Annotated in this window: 15 protein-coding genes; 11 read left to right on the top strand and 4 right to left on the bottom strand. The window is 72.3% G+C overall.

What is annotated here, in order from left to right; translation table 11 throughout:
• Positions 1-16: 16 nt before the first annotated feature.
• The 4 genes from MQV74_RS26500 (at position 17) to MQV74_RS26485 (ending at position 3,981) form a co-directional block, all read left to right on the top strand.
• Positions 17-1,444: an APC family permease gene (locus MQV74_RS26500; RefSeq protein WP_242722254.1), complete on the top strand. Its 1,428-nt coding sequence runs from the start codon at positions 17-19 to the stop codon at positions 1,442-1,444.
• A 149-nt stretch (positions 1,445-1,593) separates the two neighbouring features.
• Positions 1,594-2,802 (top strand): exodeoxyribonuclease VII large subunit, encoded by a 1,209-nt coding sequence (xseA, locus tag MQV74_RS26495; RefSeq protein WP_242722199.1) that lies wholly within the window; start codon positions 1,594-1,596, stop codon positions 2,800-2,802.
• A gap of 9 nt (positions 2,803-2,811) precedes the next feature.
• Positions 2,812-3,036, top strand: a complete 225-nt coding sequence (locus MQV74_RS26490) for an exodeoxyribonuclease VII small subunit (protein WP_138961577.1) — start codon at positions 2,812-2,814, stop codon at positions 3,034-3,036.
• Between the two features lie 354 nt (positions 3,037-3,390).
• The gene (locus tag MQV74_RS26485) at positions 3,391-3,981 is read left to right on the top strand and encodes a malonic semialdehyde reductase (RefSeq protein ID WP_242722180.1); all 591 of its coding nucleotides are present in this window, start codon (positions 3,391-3,393) and stop codon (positions 3,979-3,981) included.
• Between the two features lie 112 nt (positions 3,982-4,093).
• Here MQV74_RS26485 and MQV74_RS26480 read toward each other — a convergent pair whose 3' ends face one another.
• Positions 4,094-4,642, bottom strand: a complete 549-nt coding sequence (locus tag MQV74_RS26480) for a DUF4245 domain-containing protein (RefSeq protein ID WP_242722177.1) — start codon at positions 4,640-4,642, stop codon at positions 4,094-4,096.
• A gap of 213 nt (positions 4,643-4,855) precedes the next feature.
• On the opposite strand from MQV74_RS26480, the gene glpX reads away from it, so the two are divergent.
• A complete protein-coding gene (glpX, locus tag MQV74_RS26475) occupies positions 4,856-5,890 on the top strand; it encodes a class II fructose-bisphosphatase (RefSeq protein ID WP_242722174.1) in 1,035 nt (344 codons plus the stop codon).
• 138 nt (positions 5,891-6,028) lie between these two features.
• Here the strand turns inward: glpX and MQV74_RS26470 are convergent, their stop codons facing one another.
• Entirely contained in the window at positions 6,029-6,445 is a 417-nt protein-coding gene (locus MQV74_RS26470) for a WhiB family transcriptional regulator (protein WP_374120697.1), read from the bottom strand.
• Between the two features lie 181 nt (positions 6,446-6,626).
• Entirely contained in the window at positions 6,627-7,316 is a 690-nt protein-coding gene (locus tag MQV74_RS26465; protein WP_242722155.1) for a DUF1707 SHOCT-like domain-containing protein, read from the bottom strand.
• Between the two features lie 186 nt (positions 7,317-7,502).
• On the opposite strand from MQV74_RS26465, the gene MQV74_RS26460 reads away from it, so the two are divergent.
• Positions 7,503-9,167 carry a fumarate hydratase gene (locus MQV74_RS26460; RefSeq protein WP_242722152.1) on the top strand — a complete coding sequence of 555 codons (1,665 nt, stop codon included), beginning with the start codon at positions 7,503-7,505 and terminating at the stop codon, positions 9,165-9,167.
• A gap of 159 nt (positions 9,168-9,326) precedes the next feature.
• On the opposite strand, the gene MQV74_RS26455 is transcribed toward MQV74_RS26460, so the two are convergent.
• Complete coding sequence (locus MQV74_RS26455; protein ID WP_242722149.1) at positions 9,327-10,880, bottom strand: ricin-type beta-trefoil lectin domain protein; 1,554 nt, start codon at positions 10,878-10,880, stop codon at positions 9,327-9,329.
• A gap of 152 nt (positions 10,881-11,032) precedes the next feature.
• On the opposite strand from MQV74_RS26455, the gene MQV74_RS26450 reads away from it, so the two are divergent.
• The 5 genes from MQV74_RS26450 to MQV74_RS26430 all read left to right on the top strand — a co-directional run bounded on the left by MQV74_RS26450 (position 11,033) and on the right by MQV74_RS26430 (position 17,743).
• Positions 11,033-12,445 carry a class II fumarate hydratase gene (locus MQV74_RS26450; protein WP_242722146.1) on the top strand — a complete coding sequence of 471 codons (1,413 nt, stop codon included), beginning with the start codon at positions 11,033-11,035 and terminating at the stop codon, positions 12,443-12,445.
• A gap of 44 nt (positions 12,446-12,489) precedes the next feature.
• On the top strand, positions 12,490-13,176 hold the full coding sequence (fomD, locus tag MQV74_RS26445) for a cytidylyl-2-hydroxypropylphosphonate hydrolase (protein WP_242722142.1): 687 nt from the start codon (positions 12,490-12,492) through the stop codon (positions 13,174-13,176).
• A 116-nt stretch (positions 13,177-13,292) separates the two neighbouring features.
• Positions 13,293-13,970, top strand: a complete 678-nt coding sequence (locus MQV74_RS26440) for a class I SAM-dependent DNA methyltransferase (protein WP_374120696.1) — start codon at positions 13,293-13,295, stop codon at positions 13,968-13,970.
• A 56-nt stretch (positions 13,971-14,026) separates the two neighbouring features.
• Positions 14,027-16,099 carry a SpoIIE family protein phosphatase gene (locus MQV74_RS26435; protein ID WP_374120695.1) on the top strand — a complete coding sequence of 691 codons (2,073 nt, stop codon included), beginning with the start codon at positions 14,027-14,029 and terminating at the stop codon, positions 16,097-16,099.
• Positions 16,100-16,270: 171 nt separating this feature from the next.
• On the top strand, positions 16,271-17,743 hold the full coding sequence (locus MQV74_RS26430; RefSeq protein ID WP_242722138.1) for a catalase: 1,473 nt from the start codon (positions 16,271-16,273) through the stop codon (positions 17,741-17,743).
• Positions 17,744-17,786 lie beyond the last annotated feature (43 nt).

Below are 17,786 nucleotides of genomic sequence, written 5' to 3'. Positions count from 1 at the left end.
GGCACCCGGAGGCACGATGTCCGCCCACCACACGAATGCGCACCCGCCGTCCGACGGGGACCGAGGGTCCGCCACGACCGGGACCGCGACCGGGACCGGGACCGAGGGTGAGGGCCTGCGGCGCAGCCTGGGCTTCCGCGACCTCGTCGTCTACGGACTCCTCTTCATCGCCCCCATGGCGCCCGTCGGCGTCTTCGGCACCCTGGACGCCAAGTCGCACGGCGCGGTGGCGCTGGTGTACGTCGTGGCGACGGTCGCCATGGCGTTCACCGCCTTCAGCTACGCGCAGATGGTGCGGGTGGTGCCCCAGGCGGGCTCGGTCTTCGCGTACGCGCGCGTGGGCCTCGGCAACGGCGCGGGATTCATCGCGGGCTGGATGGCGATGCTGGACTACCTGCTGATCCCGGCCGTCGCGTACCTCTTCTCCGGGATCGCCATGCACGAGCTGGTGCCGGAGGTGTCCCGGTGGGTGTGGACGGCGATCGCGGTGGTCGTGACGACCGCCCTGAACCTGTGGGGCGTACGTCCCGCCGCGCGGGTCGGCTTCGCGGTCCTCGCCATGGAGATCGTGGTCCTGGTGGTCTTCGTGGTGTCCGCGATCGTGGTCCTCGCGCGCGACGGCGCGGAGCGGGGCTGGCTCTCGCCCCTTTCGGGCGACGGTACGCAGGGGGCGTTCGCCCTCTCCGCGGTGGTGGGCGCGGTGTCCGTGGCGGTCCTGTCCTACCTGGGCTTCGACGCGATCGCCTCGTTCGCGGAGGAGGTCACCGGGGGCTCGGCGAAGGTGGCGCGGGCGGTCCTGTTCTGTCTGGCCCTGACGGGTGTCCTGTTCGTCGCGCAGACCTATCTGGTGGCCCTGTTGACCCCGGTGTCCTCCGCCGACCTGGCCGCGCACCCCAATGACCAGGGTTCCGCCTTCTACTCGGCCGTGGAGGCCTCCGTCGGCTCCTGGCTGCACGACCTGGTGGCGGTGAGCAAGGCCATCGGCGCGGCCTTCGCGGCGCTCGCCGGGCAGGCCGCGGCGGGCCGGCTGCTCTTCGCGATGAGCCGGGGGCGGCGCCTGCCCCGGCTCCTGTCCCGTACGGAGTCCGGCACTCCGCGGGTGGCCCTGCTGTGCGCGGCGACGGTGACCATGGCCGCGGCGGTGTGGGCCGCACGCCGCGACGACGGCATGGACCACTTGGTCTCGGTCGTCGACATCGGCGCCCTGACGGCCTTCGCCCTGCTGCACGCGAGCGTGGTGGGCTGGTTCGTGGTGCGGCGCCAGGGAGGCCCGGTGAGCTGGTGGCGGCACCTCCTCGTGCCGGTCCTGGGCGCGGCGATCGTCATCGCGGTCATCAAGGAGGCGTCGGGCACGGCCCAGGTGGTGGGCGGGATCTGGCTGGTGGTGGGGCTCGTGGTGCTGGCGGTGCAGGGCACCCGGAGGGGCGCGCCGGACGCGGGGTAGCGCCGCGGAGCGGCGGGGACACGGCCCGTGCCGACAAGGCCGGGAAGACACGGACAGGCGGGTGGGCGAGCACGCCGCGGAGCGGCGAAGGACCCCGGCCCGTCGCGGAGCGGCGGCACTGTCAGCCGTGGCGGCTAGTCTCGGGCGTCATGGGTCTCAATACGTCCGCCGACACCCCCCTCCCCGTGGGCGAGGTGTCGCGCCTCATCGGCGGCTGGATCGACCGGCTCGGCGCCGTGTGGGTCGAGGGGCAGATCACTCAGCTGTCCCGGCGCCCCGGCGCGGGCGTGGTCTTCCTGACGCTGCGCGACCCGTCGCACGACATCTCGGTGAGCGTCACGTGCTACCGCCAGGTGTTCGACGCGGTCGCGGACGTCGTCTCGGAGGGCGCCCGCGTCGTCGTCCACGCCAAGCCGGAGTGGTACGCGCCGCGCGGTCAGCTGTCCCTGCGGGCGGCGGAGATAAGGCCGGTCGGGGTCGGCGAGCTGCTCGCCCGGCTTGAGCAGCTGAAGAAGACGCTCGCCGGGGAGGGCCTGTTCGCCGCCGACCGCAAGCGGCCGCTGCCGTTCCTGCCGCAGCTGATCGGCCTGGTCTGCGGCCGCGCGTCGGCCGCCGAGCGCGACGTCCTGGAGAACGCCAGGCACCGCTGGCCCGCCGTCCGCTTCGAGGTGCGCAACGTGGCGGTGCAGGGCGTGCACGCGGTGCCGCAGGTGGTGCAGGCCGTCAAGGAGCTCGACGAGCTCGCCGAGGTCGACGTGATCATCGTGGCGCGCGGCGGCGGCAGCGTGGAGGACCTCCTGCCGTTCTCGGACGAGCAGCTGGTGCGGACGGTCGCCGCGTGCCGTACGCCGGTCGTGTCGGCGATCGGCCACGAGCCGGACAACCCCCTCCTCGACCACGTGGCGGACCTGCGCGCCTCGACGCCGACCGACGCCGCGAAGAAGGTCGTACCGGACGTCGGCGAGGAGCTGGAGCGGGTCGCGTTCCTGCGGGAGCGGGCCCGGCGCAGCGTGGTGGCGTTCCTGGAGCGCGAGGAGCGGGGCCTCGCGCACGCCCTCGCCCGGCCCTGCATGGAGCAGCCGCACCGCATGGTCGAGGAGCGCGAGGAGCAGGTCACGGCGTATGTGGACCGGGCCCGGCGCACGCTCGGGCACCTCCTGGACCGCGCGGACTCGGAGCTGACCCACACGCACGCGCGCGTGGTGGCGCTCTCCCCCAAGGCCACGCTCCAGCGGGGGTACGCGGTGCTGCAGAAGCAGGACGGCGCGGTCGTCCGGGCGGCGGACGAGGTGACGGACGGCGAAGCGCTGCGCGCGCGGGTCGCCGAAGGCGATTTCCCCGTACGGGTCGACATCTAGGGTGGGCGCATGACCAGCAAGACGGACGAAGCCGCCGGGACGGCGGGCGCGCTCGGCTACGAGCAGGCGCGGGACGAGCTCATCGAGGTGGTGCGCCGCCTGGAGGCCGGGGGCACCTCCCTGGAGGAGTCCCTCGCCCTGTGGGAGCGGGGCGAGGAGCTGGCGGCGGTGTGCCGGCGCTGGCTGGAGGGCGCCCGGGCCCGGCTGGACGCCGCGCTGGCCGAAGAGGACTGAGCGGCCCGGCCGCCCGCCCGAGAGGCCCGGCCTCCCTCCCGAGGGGGCAGGCGCCCGGCCCCACGGCCCAAGGCTCCGGCCCCCGGCTCCCGGGGGCGGAAGAGGACCGAGGCCCCCCTCCCGGCCTCGCGATCCACGGGGCCCCGCCGGGCCCCGGCCGAAGAGGGTCGGCGCCCCGCGCCGACGCCCGGCCCCGGGGAGCCGCCCCACCCCGCCCCGAATGTTGCGTAGCTCACCCCGCCCCTACTTTAGTTGAAGGTTGAACCTCACTGGAGTAAGGTCATCCTCACGTCCCCGCCCCTGACGTACGGCCCCCCGTACGACGACGCATTGAGATTGAGAAGGCTGACTCAGATGTCCCTCGTTCTTGACCCCGCCGCCCAGGACCTGCTCTTCCGCGAGGCCCGCACCGCCAACACCTTCACCGACGAGCCCGTCACCGACGAGCAGATCCAGGCCATCTACGACCTGGTCAAGTACGGCCCGACCGCGTTCAACCAGTCGCCGCTGCGCGTGACCCTGGTGCGTACGCCGGAGGCCCGTGAGCGGCTCGTGCAGCACATGGCCGAGGGCAACCGCCCCAAGACCCTGACGGCCCCGCTCGTCGCGATCCTGTCGGCGGACAACGAGTTCCACGAGGAGCTGCCGCACCTCTTCCCGCACTTCCCGCAGGCCAAGGACGTCTTCTTCGCCGAGCGCCCCGCCCGTGAGCAGGCCGCGGGCCTGAACGCCGCGCTGCAGGCCGCGTACTTCATCGTCGGCATCCGCGCCGCGGGCCTCGCCGCGGGCCCGATGACCGGGCTCGACTTCGCGGGCGTGCAGAAGGAGTTCCTGGACGACGACCACACCCCGCTGATGGTCATCAACATCGGCAAGCCGGGCGAGGACGCCTGGTTCCCGCGCTCCCCGCGCCTGGAGTTCGACCAGGTCATCAAGACCGTCTGAGCGACTCCCCGCGCGCACGGCACTCCCGTGGCGCACGCCAGAGGCCCCCGGCACCGTGCCGGGGGCCTCTGGCGTCGAAGAGGAGAATCGGGTTACGGAAGCACGCGGGAGGTCAGCCCGCCTTCACCGGCTCCACCGGCGTCCGCTTCATCTCCAGGGACTCCACCATCGTCGACAGCTGGTCGAACGAGGCCGTGCCGAGCACCACGGTCGTGGCGCCCTTGTCCCGCAGCACGAGCGCGTCGTAGCGCGTGCCCTTGTAGCGCTGCCACGTCTTGCCCGCGATCTTCTCCGTCGCGTCCGTCTTCCGGGCCTGCTGCGTGGCCTCGTCGATGAACTCGGACGGCTTGCCGGTGGACTGCTTGATGGCCACGTACTCGCCGGCCGGGTCGAGGAAGCCCAGGTGCCACTTGTCGTGGGCCGCGCCGTTGTACCGGACGGAGGTGGGCTTCCAGGACTCGGGCAGGCCCTTGGGGGCCGCCACCGGGTACGGCGCCGCCCGCCGGGCCGTCAGGAGTTCGACGCGGTAGTCGACCCGCTCGACCGGGTCCGTGGACTCGTCGTGGGGGATGAAGACGTAGATCGCCGCTACGACGAGGCCGATGACGGCCAACGAGAGCAGCATGTTGCGCACGGTCTGCTTGCCAGTTCTGCCTGCCACGCCCCCATCGTCGCAGGTCCCCGGCGGGGCTCTCGCACGCCCCCTCCCCTGCCGCCGGTCCGCTCATGCGTGGGGCCCTCTGCTCACTTTGTCGACCTGCGGATAGAGTCGAGGCATCACCCTCATCCGGCCGCCCGCCCGTCTCCCACCACCACCCTTCCAGGGACGCCCTTCGGGCGGAGTTTTTATTCCGTATCAGAAAGGTGCGCCTCGATGACCGAGCATCACCATTTGCCCTCCGAATTGGAGGTCTCCCCGGAGGCCCCCGACCGCAACCTCGCCCTGGAGCTGGTCCGGGTCACCGAGGCCGCCGCCATGGCCGCGGGCCGCTGGGTCGGCCGCGGCGACAAGAACGGCGCGGACGGCGCGGCCGTGCGGGCCATGCGGACCCTCGTCCACACCGTCTCGATGAACGGCGTCGTCGTCATCGGCGAGGGCGAGAAGGACGAGGCGCCGATGCTCTTCAACGGCGAGCGCATCGGCGACGGCACCGGCGCCGAGGTCGACATCGCCGTCGACCCGATCGACGGCACCACGCTCACTGCCAAGGGCATGCCGAACGCGATCGCCGTGCTCGCCGCCGCCGACCGCGGCACCATGTTCGACCCGTCCGCCGTCTTCTACATGGACAAGCTGGTCACCGGCCCCGAGGCCGCCGACTACGTGGACATCAACGCCCCGGTGTCGGTGAACATCCGCCGCGTCGCCAAGGCCAAGAAGTCCTCCCCCGAGGACGTCACGGTCGTCATCCTGGACCGGCCCCGGCACGAGGGCATCGTCAAGGAGATCCGCGAGACCGGCGCGCGCATCAAGTTCATTTCGGACGGCGACGTGGCCGGTTCGGTCATGGCCGTGCGCGAGGGCACCGGCGTCGACCTGCTCATGGGCGTCGGCGGCACCCCCGAGGGCATCATCAGCGCCTGCGCCATCAAGTGCCTGGGCGGCGTCATCCAGGGCAAGCTGTGGCCCAAGGACGACGAGGAGAGGCAGCGCGCGCTCGACGCGGGCCACGACCTGGACCGCACGCTCACCACGAACGACCTGGTCAGCGGCGAGAACGTGTTCTTCGTCGCGACCGGCATCACCGACGGCGAGCTGCTGCGCGGCGTGCGCTACGGCGCCGAGATGGCCTCGACCCAGTCCCTGGTCATGCGCTCCAAGTCCGGCACGATCCGGAAGATCGACTCCGATCACCGCCTGGCGAAGCTGCGCGCCTACAGCGCGATCGACTTCGAGCGGGCGAAGTAGACCCACCGGGCGCGGCAGCCGGCCGCGCGCAGACGACGGGGGCGCTCCGTGCGGGGAGCGCCCCCGTTGTCGTACGTGCCCGTACGTGCCTGCTGCCGTACGTGCCCCGAGTCCCGGCCCTGGCCGGGGATGCGGGTGCTAGCCCGCGGCCGCGACCGGGCCGGTCGCCGCGCGGGCCGCCTTCTTGAGCTCCAGGTCGCGCCGGCGGCGCCGGGCGAGGACCACGCGGCGCTCGGCGGCGGTCAGGCCGCCCCACACGCCGTACGGCTCCGGCTGCAGCAGGGCGTGCTCGCGGCACTCCACCATCACCGGACAGCGCGCGCAGACCCGCTTCGCGGCCTCCTCGCGGGAGAGGCGCGCGGCGGTGGGCTCCTTGGACGGGGCGAAGAAGAGACCGGCCTCGTCGCGGCGGCAGACGGCATCGGAGTGCCATGGGTTGTCCTGGTCCCGCTCCCGCACTGGCACCTTTCCCCACGCACTCGGCTGCGCTCGTGCAGGGGAGGCCCCATCGGTCGGGGTGGCGACCTGCAGGGACTGATGCGTCGGTTGCAGCACGGTCTACTCCTGACGACGGCTTCGCGAGCGAGAGACGATGCCCGAAGCTCTACCCGCTGTGTGCGGGCCTATGCACTGTGTCCCGGTGCACGGAAGTTCCGGTTCCTGATACCGAGTTCGCCTGGCCGAAACATGCCGTCGCCGTGGCGCCGCCGGACGCGCGGGGCGTACGGCGGCGCGCTCAGCCCTGCAGGCGCTTGCGCAGCAAGCCGCGCAGGTCGCGAATGAGCTTGCCGCGCCGGGGACGGGCCGTGAGGTCGCCGAAGACGGCGAGGCCCTCCACGAAGACCACCGGAGCGTCACGGTCCGCGGAGGCGAGGGTGTCCACTTCGAAGGTGCCGAAGACGGCGGTGCCGCGGCCGCGCAGCGACACGTTCTCCGGGACGCGGACCTTGACGTCACCGAAGAGGGCGAAGCCCCTGACGACGACCTGCCGGTGCTGGAACACCGCCTCGCTGAGGTCGACGACCACGTCGCCGAAGACGGCGTACGCGTGCGTGCGGCGGCCGGGGCTCCAGCGGCCCCTGCGGACCACGTCGCTGAAGACCCCGTACAGCGTGTCGTCGGCGCTCTCGGGGATCGCGCCGGGCGAGGGGCGCGCGGGGACCTCCGTGAACGACGCGCCGCCGCCGGGCCCTTCGGGATCGGGCAGGTCCGCGAGCTGGGGCTCGATCTCGGCGAGGGTCTTCGCCGCATAGACGCGGTCGAGCCGCTCGCTGTGCTCCTGCGGGTCGATGCGGCCCGTGGCGAGCGCGTCCGCGAGGACCTCGGCGGCCCGCTCCCGGTCGGCGTCCGAGGCCCTGAGGTGCGGCGTCGCCGTGCGTGACGGCGCCTCGGCCGGAGGTGTCGAAGAGCGCTTCTCTAGGTCCACGGCCCCAGACTACCCAGACGCGATAGATCGCGACTACCCCCTGTCGGCCCGTCTCCGTCCCGCGCGGGCCCGCGCCCAAGTGAGCCTTACCTCACCAGCACCCCGCTCCCCACCCGTTCTACGCTGGACGGGTGCCGCCAATGGAGGCGAGCGCCGCGCTGTCTGCCAAGTGAGGAATTGGGCGTCATGCCAGAGTTTGCGTACTCCGATCTGCTCCCGCTGGGAGAGGACACCACCCCGTACCGGCTGGTGACCTCCGAGGGTGTCTCCACCTTCGAGGCCGACGGGCGCACCTTCCTCAAGGTCGAGCCGGAGGCGCTGCGCAAGCTGGCCGAGGAGGCCATCCACGACATCCAGCACTTCCTGCGGCCCGCGCACCTGGCCCAGCTGCGCCGGATCGTCGACGACCCCGAGGCCTCGGCCAACGACAAGTTCGTCGCCCTGGACCTGCTGAAGAACGCGAACATCGCGGCCGCGGGCGTGCTGCCCATGTGCCAGGACACCGGCACCGCCATCGTCATGGGCAAGCGCGGGCAGAACGTGCTCACGCAGGGCGGCGACGAGGAGGCCCTGAGCCGCGGCGTCTACGACGCGTACAAGAACCTGAACCTGCGCTACTCGCAGATGGCTCCGCTCACCATGTGGGAGGAGAAGAACACCGGCTCCAACCTGCCCGCGCAGATCGAGCTTTACGCGACCGACGGCGGCGCGTACAAGTTCCTGGTCATGGCGAAGGGCGGCGGCTCCGCCAACAAGTCGTTCCTCTACCAGGAGACGAAGGCCGTCCTCAACGAGGCCTCGATGATGAAGTTCCTGGAAGAGAAGATCCGGTCGCTCGGCACGGCCGCCTGCCCGCCGTACCACCTGGCGATCGTCGTCGGCGGCACGAGCGCCGAGTACGCCCTGAAGACCGCCAAGTACGCCTCCGCGCACTACCTGGACGAGCTGCCCGACGAGGGCTCGGTCCTCGGCCACGGCTTCCGGGACAAGGACCTGGAGGAGAAGGTCTTCGAGCTGACGCAGAAGATCGGCATCGGCGCGCAGTTCGGCGGCAAGTACTTCTGCCACGACGTGCGCGTGGTGCGCCTGCCCCGGCACGGCGCCTCCTGCCCCGTCGCGATCGCCGTGTCCTGCTCGGCCGACCGCCAGGCCCTCGCGAAGATCACCGCCGAGGGCGTCTTCCTGGAGCAGCTGGAGACGGACCCGGCGCGCTTCCTGCCGGAGACCGAGGACGCCCACCTGGACGAGGGCGAGGTCGTGAAGATCGACCTGAACCAGCCCATGGACGCGATCCTCGCCGAGCTGACCAAGTACCCGGTCAAGACCCGGCTCTCGCTGACCGGCCCGCTGGTCGTGGCCCGCGACATCGCGCACGCCAAGATCAAGGAGCGGCTCGACGCGGGCGAGGAGATGCCGCAGTACCTGAAGGACCACCCGGTGTACTACGCGGGTCCGGCGAAGACCCCCGAGGGCTACGCCTCCGGCTCCTTCGGGCCGACCACGGCCGGGCGCATGGACTCCTACGTCGAGCAGTTCCAGGCGGCGGGCGGCTCGAAGGTCATGCTGGCCAAGGGCAACCGCTCGCAGCAGGTCACCGACGCCTGCGGCACGCACGGCGGCTTCTACCTGGGCTCGATCGGCGGGCCCGCCGCGCGGCTCGCGCAGGACTGCATCAAGAAGGTCGAGGTCGTCGAGTACGAGGAGCTCGGCATGGAGGCCGTCTGGAAGATCGAGGTGGAGGACTTCCCCGCGTTCGTCGTCGTCGACGACAAGGGCAACGACTTCTTCCAGAACCCGGCCCCCGAGCCGACGTTCACATCGATTCCGGTACGGGGGCCGGGGCTGGCGTAGCGCTGCGGGCGGCGGGGAGAACGGTTTTCGCCCCCGCCGCCCCTGCCCGTCCCGTAAAGGGGCTCCGCCCCTTACACCCCGCAGGGAAAGCGCCCCGCAGGAGGAGCGCCCGTAGGGGCGCGGGGAACTGCGCGACCAGCCCCTACGGATCCGCAGACGTTACGCGAACCGCTGGCTCGCAGCCCCCGTGCACTTCTGGAGCCTCAGGGGCTCCTTGGCGCCCGCGAGGGTCAGGCAGAGCCCGGTCGCCGCGGCCGGGCGCAGGGTCGCGGACTGGCGGACGAACTTCTGGTTGGTGCCGCCGTGGCAGTTCCAGAGGGTGACGGCGGCACCCTCCTTGTAGGCGCCCTCGGGCACGTCCACGCAGCGGTCGTGCGTCAGGCCGGTGCGCAGGGCCTGCTGTTCGGTGTCGTACCACCAGGTCTGGTTGCGGTTGCCTGTGCAGTCCCAGCCCTGGACCTTGGTGCCGTTGCGGCTGGTGGAGGCGTCGACGTCGAGGCAGGAGCCGGTGGCCTCGTTCTTCAGGGGCCCGAACGCGTCGTCCCAGCCGCCCTTGTGGAGCTTGGCGCTGCCCGTGCTCGCCGGGTCGGCGCAGCCGCCTTCGTCCCAGCCGGAGTCGTACAGCTGGGTCAGGCAGGACGCGAAGGCGGCGTGACCCCGGGCGTTGGGGTGGAAGGACTGGCGCACCGAGTTGGAGTCCGGCGGGAAGGGGTTGGACAGCTCGACGTACAGGCCCCGCGCCCAGGTGTCCTCCGTGCAGACCTCGTGGCCGTGGAAGAGGCGGGAGTTGTCGAGGTAGGTGGCCCCGGCGCTCCGCGCGGCCCGGCGCATGCCGCGCTCGAAGGCGGGCACGGCCTCGTCGCGGCCCCACTGGGTGTCGGAGTCGTAGCCGAGGCCGCCGCAGGCCAGCTTGCCCGGGAAGTTCGGGTTGTCGCGGAAGTCGGGGCCGATCGGGCTCGGATAGCCCATGACGACCAGCTTGTAGTCGGTGCCGGAGTACCCGGCCTGGCTCATGACGGTGCGCAGGTCGCGGACCGTCTGCTCGACCTTGGGCACGAGCGCGTCGACGCGGGCCTGCCAGCCGCCCGCGTACTTGGGTGCGCACGGGCCCTGGAGCGTGAGGTAGCGGGTCACGCAGTCGGTCATGACGGGCGCGAACTGGAGGTCGTCGTTCGCGCCGATGACCAGCATGATCGCCTTGATCCTGGTGTTGCGGGCCTTGATGGCGAGGTTGTCGCTCTGCACCAGCTCGTCGGCGTACTGCCGCTGCCCGCCGATGCGGACGTTCGCGGTCGTCGCCCCCGAGCAGGCGACGTTGTACGTGACGTCGACGGGGATGCCCGTGCGGTGGACGGCGGCGTCCGGCGAGCGGTGGCACCAGTTGTCCGGGCCGTCCGTGCCCGGCTCGTAGCGGCCGATGCCCTCGCCGCTGATCTCGCTGTCCCCGAGCGAGATCAGGCCGGTCCTGCGCTCGGCGAGCGGGCGCTCGGCCGCGTCTCCGTAGAGCTTGGTGGCCTCGGCCGCACGGATCTTCTCCAGGTCCTGCGGCAGCGGCACGGCCGTTCTCGCGGGGCCGCCGGGCCCCGCGGGCGCGGCGTGGGCGGGTGCGGCCGCCAGGGCGCCGCCGAGCAGGGCCGCCAGGGCCGTGGCGGCGGTGACCGTGGCTCGCAGGCGGCCCGCGCCGCCGTGTCCGACGCGTGTCGTGCGCTTCATTGCGCCTCCCCGGTTTGCTGTTACCCAGGGTTTTTACTGGTGGGTAGGAGTCTTGGGAATACTCCGAACAAGACAAGAGCTCAACTTTCCGAGGCAGTTGCCCGGCCTTTGCGGCACTTGCGGGCGATACGGAACGGAAGGACAGTCGGACCATGAGCGGCGGCGCGGACAGCAACGGCAGCGGCGAGTACCGGATCGAGCACGACTCCATGGGCGAGGTACGGGTCCCCGCGGGCGCCAAGTGGCGCGCCCAGACCCAGCGCGCCGTGGAGAACTTCCCGATCTCCGGACAGCGCATCGAGCGGGCGCACATCGCCGCGCTCGCCGAGATCAAGGCGGCGGCGGCGCAGGTCAACGCGCGGCTCGGCGTGCTCGACCAGGACGTCGCCGACGCCATCGCGGACGCGGCCCGCGAGGTCGCCGAGGGCCGCTGGGACGACCACTTCCCCGTCGACGTCTTCCAGACCGGCTCCGGCACCTCGTCCAACATGAACACGAACGAGGTCCTCGCCACGCTCGCCACCGAGCGGCTCGGCCGCGACGTGCACCCGAACGACCACGTCAACGCCTCGCAGTCGTCCAACGACGTCTTCCCCTCCTCGATCCACATCGCCGCCACGGCCGCCGTCACCGGCGAGCTGATCCCGGCCCTGGAACACCTGGCCGCCGCCCTGGAGCGCAAGGCCGCGGAGTTCGCCGACGTCGTCAAGTCCGGGCGTACGCATCTGATGGACGCCACGCCCGTCACTCTTGGGCAGGAATTCGGCGGCTACGCGGCGCAGGTGCGCTACGGCGTCGAGCGGCTGCGGTCCTCCCTGCCGCGCCTGGCCGAACTGCCGCTCGGCGGAACCGCCGTGGGCACCGGCATCAACACGCCGCCCGGCTTCTCCGCCGCCGTCATCGCCGAGGTCGCGCGGTCCACGGGGCTGCCGCTCACCGAGGCCCGCGACCACTTCGAGGCACAGGGCGCGCGCGACGGCGTCGTCGAGACCAGCGGCCAGCTGCGCACCATCGCCGTCGGCCTCACGAAGATCTCGAACGACCTGCGGTGGATGGCGTCCGGGCCGCGCACCGGGCTCGCCGAGATCAGCCTGCCCGACCTCCAGCCCGGCTCCTCGATCATGCCCGGCAAGGTCAACCCCGTGATCCCCGAGGCCGTCCTGATGGTGGCCGCGCAGGTGACGGGTAACGACGCGACCGTGGCCACCGCCGGGGCCGCGGGCAACTTCGAGCTGAACGTGATGCTGCCGGTCATCGCGAAGAACGTCCTCGAGTCGGTGCGGCTGCTCGCCAACGCGTCGCGGCTGCTCGCCGACCGGACGGTCGACGGGGTGGTCGCGCACCGGGAGCGGGCGCGGGAGTACGCCGAGTCCTCGCCGTCCGTGGTCACTCCGCTGAACAAGTACATCGGGTACGAGGAGGCGGCGAAGGTGGCGAAGCGAGCCCTTGCCGAGCGGCGGACCATCCGCGAGGTCGTCCTCGACGCCGGCTACGTCGACCGCGGCGCCCTCACCCTGGAACAACTGGACGAGGCCCTGGACGTCCTGCGCATGACCCACCCGTAGGGAGCCCCCGGCAGGGCCCGGGCGGCGGCGCCTAGTATCTGTTCATGACAGACGACCGCGACGGAAGCACGGCACCGGTGAGCGCCAAGCACTGGGCGCCAGGGACCCCCATCCTGTGGCGCTACCGCGCCAACGGCGGTGACGGGATCCACATCTGCCGGCCCGTCACCGTCGTGGAGGACAGCGCGGACCTGCTGGCCGTCTGGCTGGCGCCGGGCACGGAGTGCGTGCGGCCCGTGCTCGCCGACGGCACCGCCGTGCACGAGGAGCCCCTGGCCACCCGGTACACCAAGCCGCGCACGACCCGCCGCGGCCACTGGTTCGGCACCGGCGTCCTGAAGCTGGCCCGGCCGGACGAGCCCTGGTCGGTGTGGCTGTTCTGGGAGCCGGGCTGGCGGTTCAAGAACTGGTACGTGAACCTGGAGGAGCCCCGCACCCGCTGGTCCGGCGGCGTGGACTCCGAGGACCACTTCCTCGACCTCTCCGTGCTCCCGGACCGCACCTGGCGCTGGCACGACGAGGACGAGTTCGAGCAGGCCCGGCGCGCGGGCCTGATGGACGACGGGCGGGCGGCGGCGGTCCGCCGGGCGGGCCGCGAGGCCGTGGCGGCGATCGAGGCGTGGGGTGCGCCCTTCGCGGACGGCTGGGAGCGGTGGCGGCCGGACGCGGGCTGGCGCATTCCCGCCCTGCCGGGTGACTGGGACCGCACGCCCGCGCATGTCTCGTCATGAGACCCTTGATGCGCCCCCGTGGTTCAAACGTAGGATCGTCCTCCGCAAGGGCGCACAGCAGCAACTCTTGGTGCCCCCGCGCGGCCTGACAGGATGTCATCGAGGAGCGGCTGAACGTGAGCGAGGAATACGGAGCGCGTGGCGGCCGCGACCGCACGGGCCAGGCCGCGGCGTTCGACGCCATCGGCGCGGCGTACGACGTCGCGTTCCCCCACAAGGAGGGACAGCTCGCGGCGGGGAAGCGGCTGGTCGCCGAACTTCCTCCCGGGTCCAGGGTCTTGGACGTGGGCTGCGGCACCGGGCTGCCCACGGCCCGTCAGCTCACCGACGCGGGGCACACCGTGCTCGGTGTCGACCTGTCAGCCGGAATGCTGGACCTCGCGCGCGGGAACGTACCCCCGCCCGCGGCCGAGTTCCGCCGTCTGGACCTCGCCGACCTGCGGATCGACGGCGAAGGGCCGGGCGCTGTGGGGCAGTTCGACGGGATTGCCTGTTTCTTCGCGCTGTTGATGCTGCCCCGGGAGGAGATACCGTCTGCTCTTCGGCTGCTGCGGTCCTTGCTCAGGCCCGGTGGTCTGCTCGCGCTGTCCATGGTCGAGGCCGACCTGGACGACGCGGCGATTCCGTTCCTGGGGCACGTGATCCGGGTATCCGGTTACCTGCGGGACGAACTGCGGCAGGTCGTGCGGGACGCCGGTTTCGACATCGCCCACGAGGAGTCGTACGCGTACGCCCCGGCGAGCACCGACGCACCACCTGAGCACCAGTTATTCCTGCACTGCCGGCGCGGCTGAGCAACGCTTGGACGGCGCGCGCGGCGCGCAGCCCCGGACGGACGGATTCAAAACGCGTGACGGAGCACCTCAGCCCCTACGAGGGCCGCAAGGCACCAGTGGCCCGGCCCCCCGCCCCCGCGGATCCCCGCGGGGCGCTGCTGCGTACCCCGGAGCCGGAGGTGCGCGGCTCCGCGGGGGTGAACGCCATGCCCGCGCAGGCACGTACGGGTGAGCAGGACGCGGGCAGCGAACACGCCCAGTCGTCGACGGCGGGCGCGTTCGGCCCCGGCGGCCACCGGCCCCGGCCCGCCCCCGAGGGCGTTCCCGGCCAGTCGCACACCGGCGTCGGCGAGACCCGCCCCGCCGCCGAGCTCGCGTCCGCCGCGGTCCCCGGCCCGCCCGGGGGCGCCGAGCGCCGCTCGGGGCGGCCGCGCCCGCCGGGCCCGGCCGCGATGCGGCGCGACGGCGACCGGCTGCGCTTCGTGGGCGCGGCGACCCGGCGCATCGCCCGCGGCATCGACCTCGACGAGATCGTGATGGGCCTGTGCCGGGCCACGGTCCCGACGTTCTCGGACGCGATCCTGGTCTATCTGCGCGACCCCCTGCCGGTCGGCGACGAGCGCCCCACCGGGCCGCTGCTGCTGCGCCTGCGCCGCACCGACCGCATCCCGGAGGACCAGGACACCGACGGCGGCACGCTGCCCGCGCTCCAGGTGCAGTCCGACCTGTCGACGGCCGCCGAGCTGTGCGAGGTCCGCGTGGGCAGCGCGCTCGCGGAGGTGCTTCGCGGGGTGCGCCCCGTCTTCGCGGACTCCGCGCAGGCGCTCGGCGCGCTGCCGGAGCTGCTCGGCGAGGGCCGGGCGGTGCCGGGCGGGCAGCGGGCGATCCTGGCGCCGCTGCGGGGGCGGCGGCGGGTGATCGGCGCCGCGGTGTTCCTGCGCCGCCCGGACCGGCACGCCTTCGAGGCCGACGACCTGCTCGTGGCCGCCCAGCTGGCCACGCACAGCGCCCTGGGCATCGACAAGGCGGTCCTGTACGGCCGTGAGGCGTACATCGCGGACGAGTTGCAGCGCACGATGCTGCCCGAGACCCTGCCGCGCGCCACCGGCGTGCGGCTCGCCTCGCGCTACCTCCCGGCCGCCGAGACCGCCCGCGTCGGCGGCGACTGGTACGACGCGATCCCGCTGCCCGGCAGCCGCGTGGCGCTCGTCGTCGGCGACGTCATGGGGCACTCGATGACGTCCGCCGCGATCATGGGCCAGCTGCGCACCACCGCGCAGACCCTCGCCGGGCTCGACCTGCCGCCCCAGGAGGTCCTGCACCACCTGGACGAGCAGGCCCAGCGGCTCGGCTCGGACCGCATGGCGACCTGCCTGTACGCGGTCTACGACCCGGTCTCGCACCGCATCACCATCGCCAACGCGGGCCACCCCCCGCCCGTCCTGCTGCATCTGGGCGGGCGCGCGGAGGTCCTTCGCGTGCCCCCGGGCGCACCCATCGGCGTCGGCGGCGTGGACTTCGAGGCCGTCGAGCTGGACGCCCCGGCGGGCGCCACACTGCTCCTGTACACGGACGGGCTCGTGGAGTCCCGCCTGCGCGACGTGTGGACCGGCATAGAGCAGCTGCGCGAGCGGCTCGCCGCCACGGCCCAGCTGACCGGGCCCGACCACCCGCCGCCCCTGGAGGCGCTCTGCGACGAGGTGCTCGACATGCTCGGGCCCGGCGACCGCGACGACGACATCGCGCTGCTCGCCGCCCGCTTCGACGGGATCGCGCCCAGCGACGTGGCGTACTGGTTCCTGGAACCGGAGGACGCCACGCCGTCGCGCGCCCGCAGGCTCGCCCGCAGCGCCCTGGAGCGCTGGGGTCTGACCGACCTGAACGACGCGGTGGAGCTGCTCGTCAGCGAGGTCGTCACGAACGCCGTGCGGTACGCCACGCGCCCGATCACGCTGCGGCTGCTGCGGACCGACGTCCTGCGCTGCGAGGTCGGCGACGACGTGCCGCAGCTGCCCCGGCTGCGGCAGGCGCGCGCCACGGACGAGGGCGGCCGGGGCCTGTACCTGGTCAACAAGCTGGCGCGGCGCTGGGGTGCCACGCGGCTGAGCACGGGAAAGGTGGTCTGGTTCGAGCTGAACCAGACATGAGCCGGGCCTGAGCGGGAACCCGGACCCGGTCGCCGCCAGGTCCGGCCCCGGGCTCGGCCCTGCCCTGCCCGGTCCGGCCAAAAAGTTGCCGACGCCTTGTCGGCGTCGTTGACTGGCGTGGTGACCGAAGCGACCTGACCCCCCTCTCCCCTCTCCGATGGGAGGACGCTCGTGAGCGAGGCGCCCCGAAAGGTCCCCTCCACCACCGATAACGCCGGCGTTCCGGTCGAGAGCGACGAGCACTCGCTGACCGTCGACGCGAACGGCCCGATCCTGCTCCAGGACCACTATCTGATCGAGAAGATGGCCCAGTTCAACCGCGAACGGGTGCCCGAGCGCGTGGTGCACGCCAAGGGCTCGGGCGCGTACGGCACCTTCGAGGTCACCAACGACGTCAGCCAGTTCACCAAGGCCGATCTGTTCCAGCCGGGCAGGCGCACGCAGATGCTGGCCCGCTTCTCCACCGTGGCGGGCGAGCAGGGCTCCCCCGACACCTGGCGCGACCCGCGCGGCTTCGCGCTGAAGTTCTACACGGAGCACGGCAACTACGACCTGGTGGGCAACAACACCCCCGTGTTCTTCGTGCGCGACCCGCAGAAGTTCCAGGACTTCATCCGCTCGCAGAAGCGCACCCTCGACAGCGCGGTGCGCGACCACGACATGCAGTGGGACTTCTGGACCCTGTCGCCGGAGTCCGCGCACATGGTCACCTGGCTCATGGGCGACCGCGGCATCCCGAAGACGTACCGCCACATGAACGGCTACTCGTCGCACACCTATATGTGGATCAACGGCGGCGGCGAGAAGTTCTGGGTGAAGTACCACCTCAAGACCGACCAGGGCATCGACTTCCTCTCCCAGGACGAGGCGGACGACCTCGCGGGCAAGGACGGCGACCTGCACCGCCGCGATCTGTTCACGTCGATCGCGCGCGGCGACCACCCGAGCTGGACGGTCAAGGTCCAGGTCATGCCGTTCGACGACGCGCCGGACTACCGCTTCAACCCGTTCGACCTGACGAAGGTGTGGCCGCACGGCGACTACCCGCTCATCGAGGTCGGCCGGATGACCCTGAACGAGAACCCCGAGGATTTCTTCGTCCACATCGAGCAGGCCGCGTTCGAGCCGTCCAGCATGGTGCCGGGCATCGGTCCGTCCCCGGACAAGATGCTGCTCGGCCGCCTGTTCGCGTACCCGGACACACACCGCTACCGCATCGGCCCCAACTACCAGCAGCTGCCGCCGAACCGCCCGCGCTCCGGCGTCCGCTCGTACGCGAAGGACGGCCCGATGCGCTACGAGCCTGCGAACGTCGCGCGCCCGTACGCGCCCAACTCGTACGGCGGCCCGGCCGCCCCCGTCCAGGAGTCCGTGGACCCGGCGGGCTGGCGGACCGCGGGCGAGATGGTGCGCGAGGCGTACAAGCCGCACCGCGAGGACGACGACTTCGGGCAGCCCGGCACGATGGTGCGCGAGGTGCTCGACGACGCGGCGCGCGAGCGCCTGGTGTCGAACATCAGCGGGCATCTGCTCGACGGCGTCTCCCGGCCGGTCCTGGACCGGGCGCTGCGCTACTGGCGCAGCGTGGACAAGGACCTCGGCGACAAGGTCGCGGCGCGGGTCCACGGCGCGGGAGCGAGCTGACCCGGAGCGCGGGAACAAGCTGACCGGATGCGGAAGGTACCCG

Source organism: Streptomyces sp. AN091965, assembly GCF_022698285.1.
Taxonomy (GTDB): domain Bacteria; phylum Actinomycetota; class Actinomycetes; order Streptomycetales; family Streptomycetaceae; genus Streptomyces.
The sequence above is the reverse complement of the archived record's forward strand: the minus strand, read 5'-3'. Positions and strand labels throughout refer to the sequence as shown.

What these genes read in the sequence shown, in the direction of transcription:
- xseA (WP_242722199.1), top strand. Translation starts at nt 1,594, where the DNA reads ATGGGTCTCAATACGTCCGCCGACACCCCCCTCCCCGTGGGCGAGGTG.
- MQV74_RS26455 (WP_242722149.1), bottom strand. Translation starts at nt 10,880, where the DNA reads ATGAAGCGCACGACACGCGTCGGACACGGCGGCGCGGGCCGCCTGCGA.
- MQV74_RS26485 (WP_242722180.1), top strand. Translation starts at nt 3,391, where the DNA reads ATGTCCCTCGTTCTTGACCCCGCCGCCCAGGACCTGCTCTTCCGCGAG.
- MQV74_RS26450 (WP_242722146.1), top strand. Translation starts at nt 11,033, where the DNA reads ATGAGCGGCGGCGCGGACAGCAACGGCAGCGGCGAGTACCGGATCGAG.
- glpX (WP_242722174.1), top strand. Translation starts at nt 4,856, where the DNA reads ATGACCGAGCATCACCATTTGCCCTCCGAATTGGAGGTCTCCCCGGAG.
- MQV74_RS26500 (WP_242722254.1), top strand. Translation starts at nt 17, where the DNA reads ATGTCCGCCCACCACACGAATGCGCACCCGCCGTCCGACGGGGACCGA.
- MQV74_RS26460 (WP_242722152.1), top strand. Translation starts at nt 7,503, where the DNA reads ATGCCAGAGTTTGCGTACTCCGATCTGCTCCCGCTGGGAGAGGACACC.
- MQV74_RS26490 (WP_138961577.1), top strand. Translation starts at nt 2,812, where the DNA reads ATGACCAGCAAGACGGACGAAGCCGCCGGGACGGCGGGCGCGCTCGGC.
- fomD (WP_242722142.1), top strand. Translation starts at nt 12,490, where the DNA reads ATGACAGACGACCGCGACGGAAGCACGGCACCGGTGAGCGCCAAGCAC.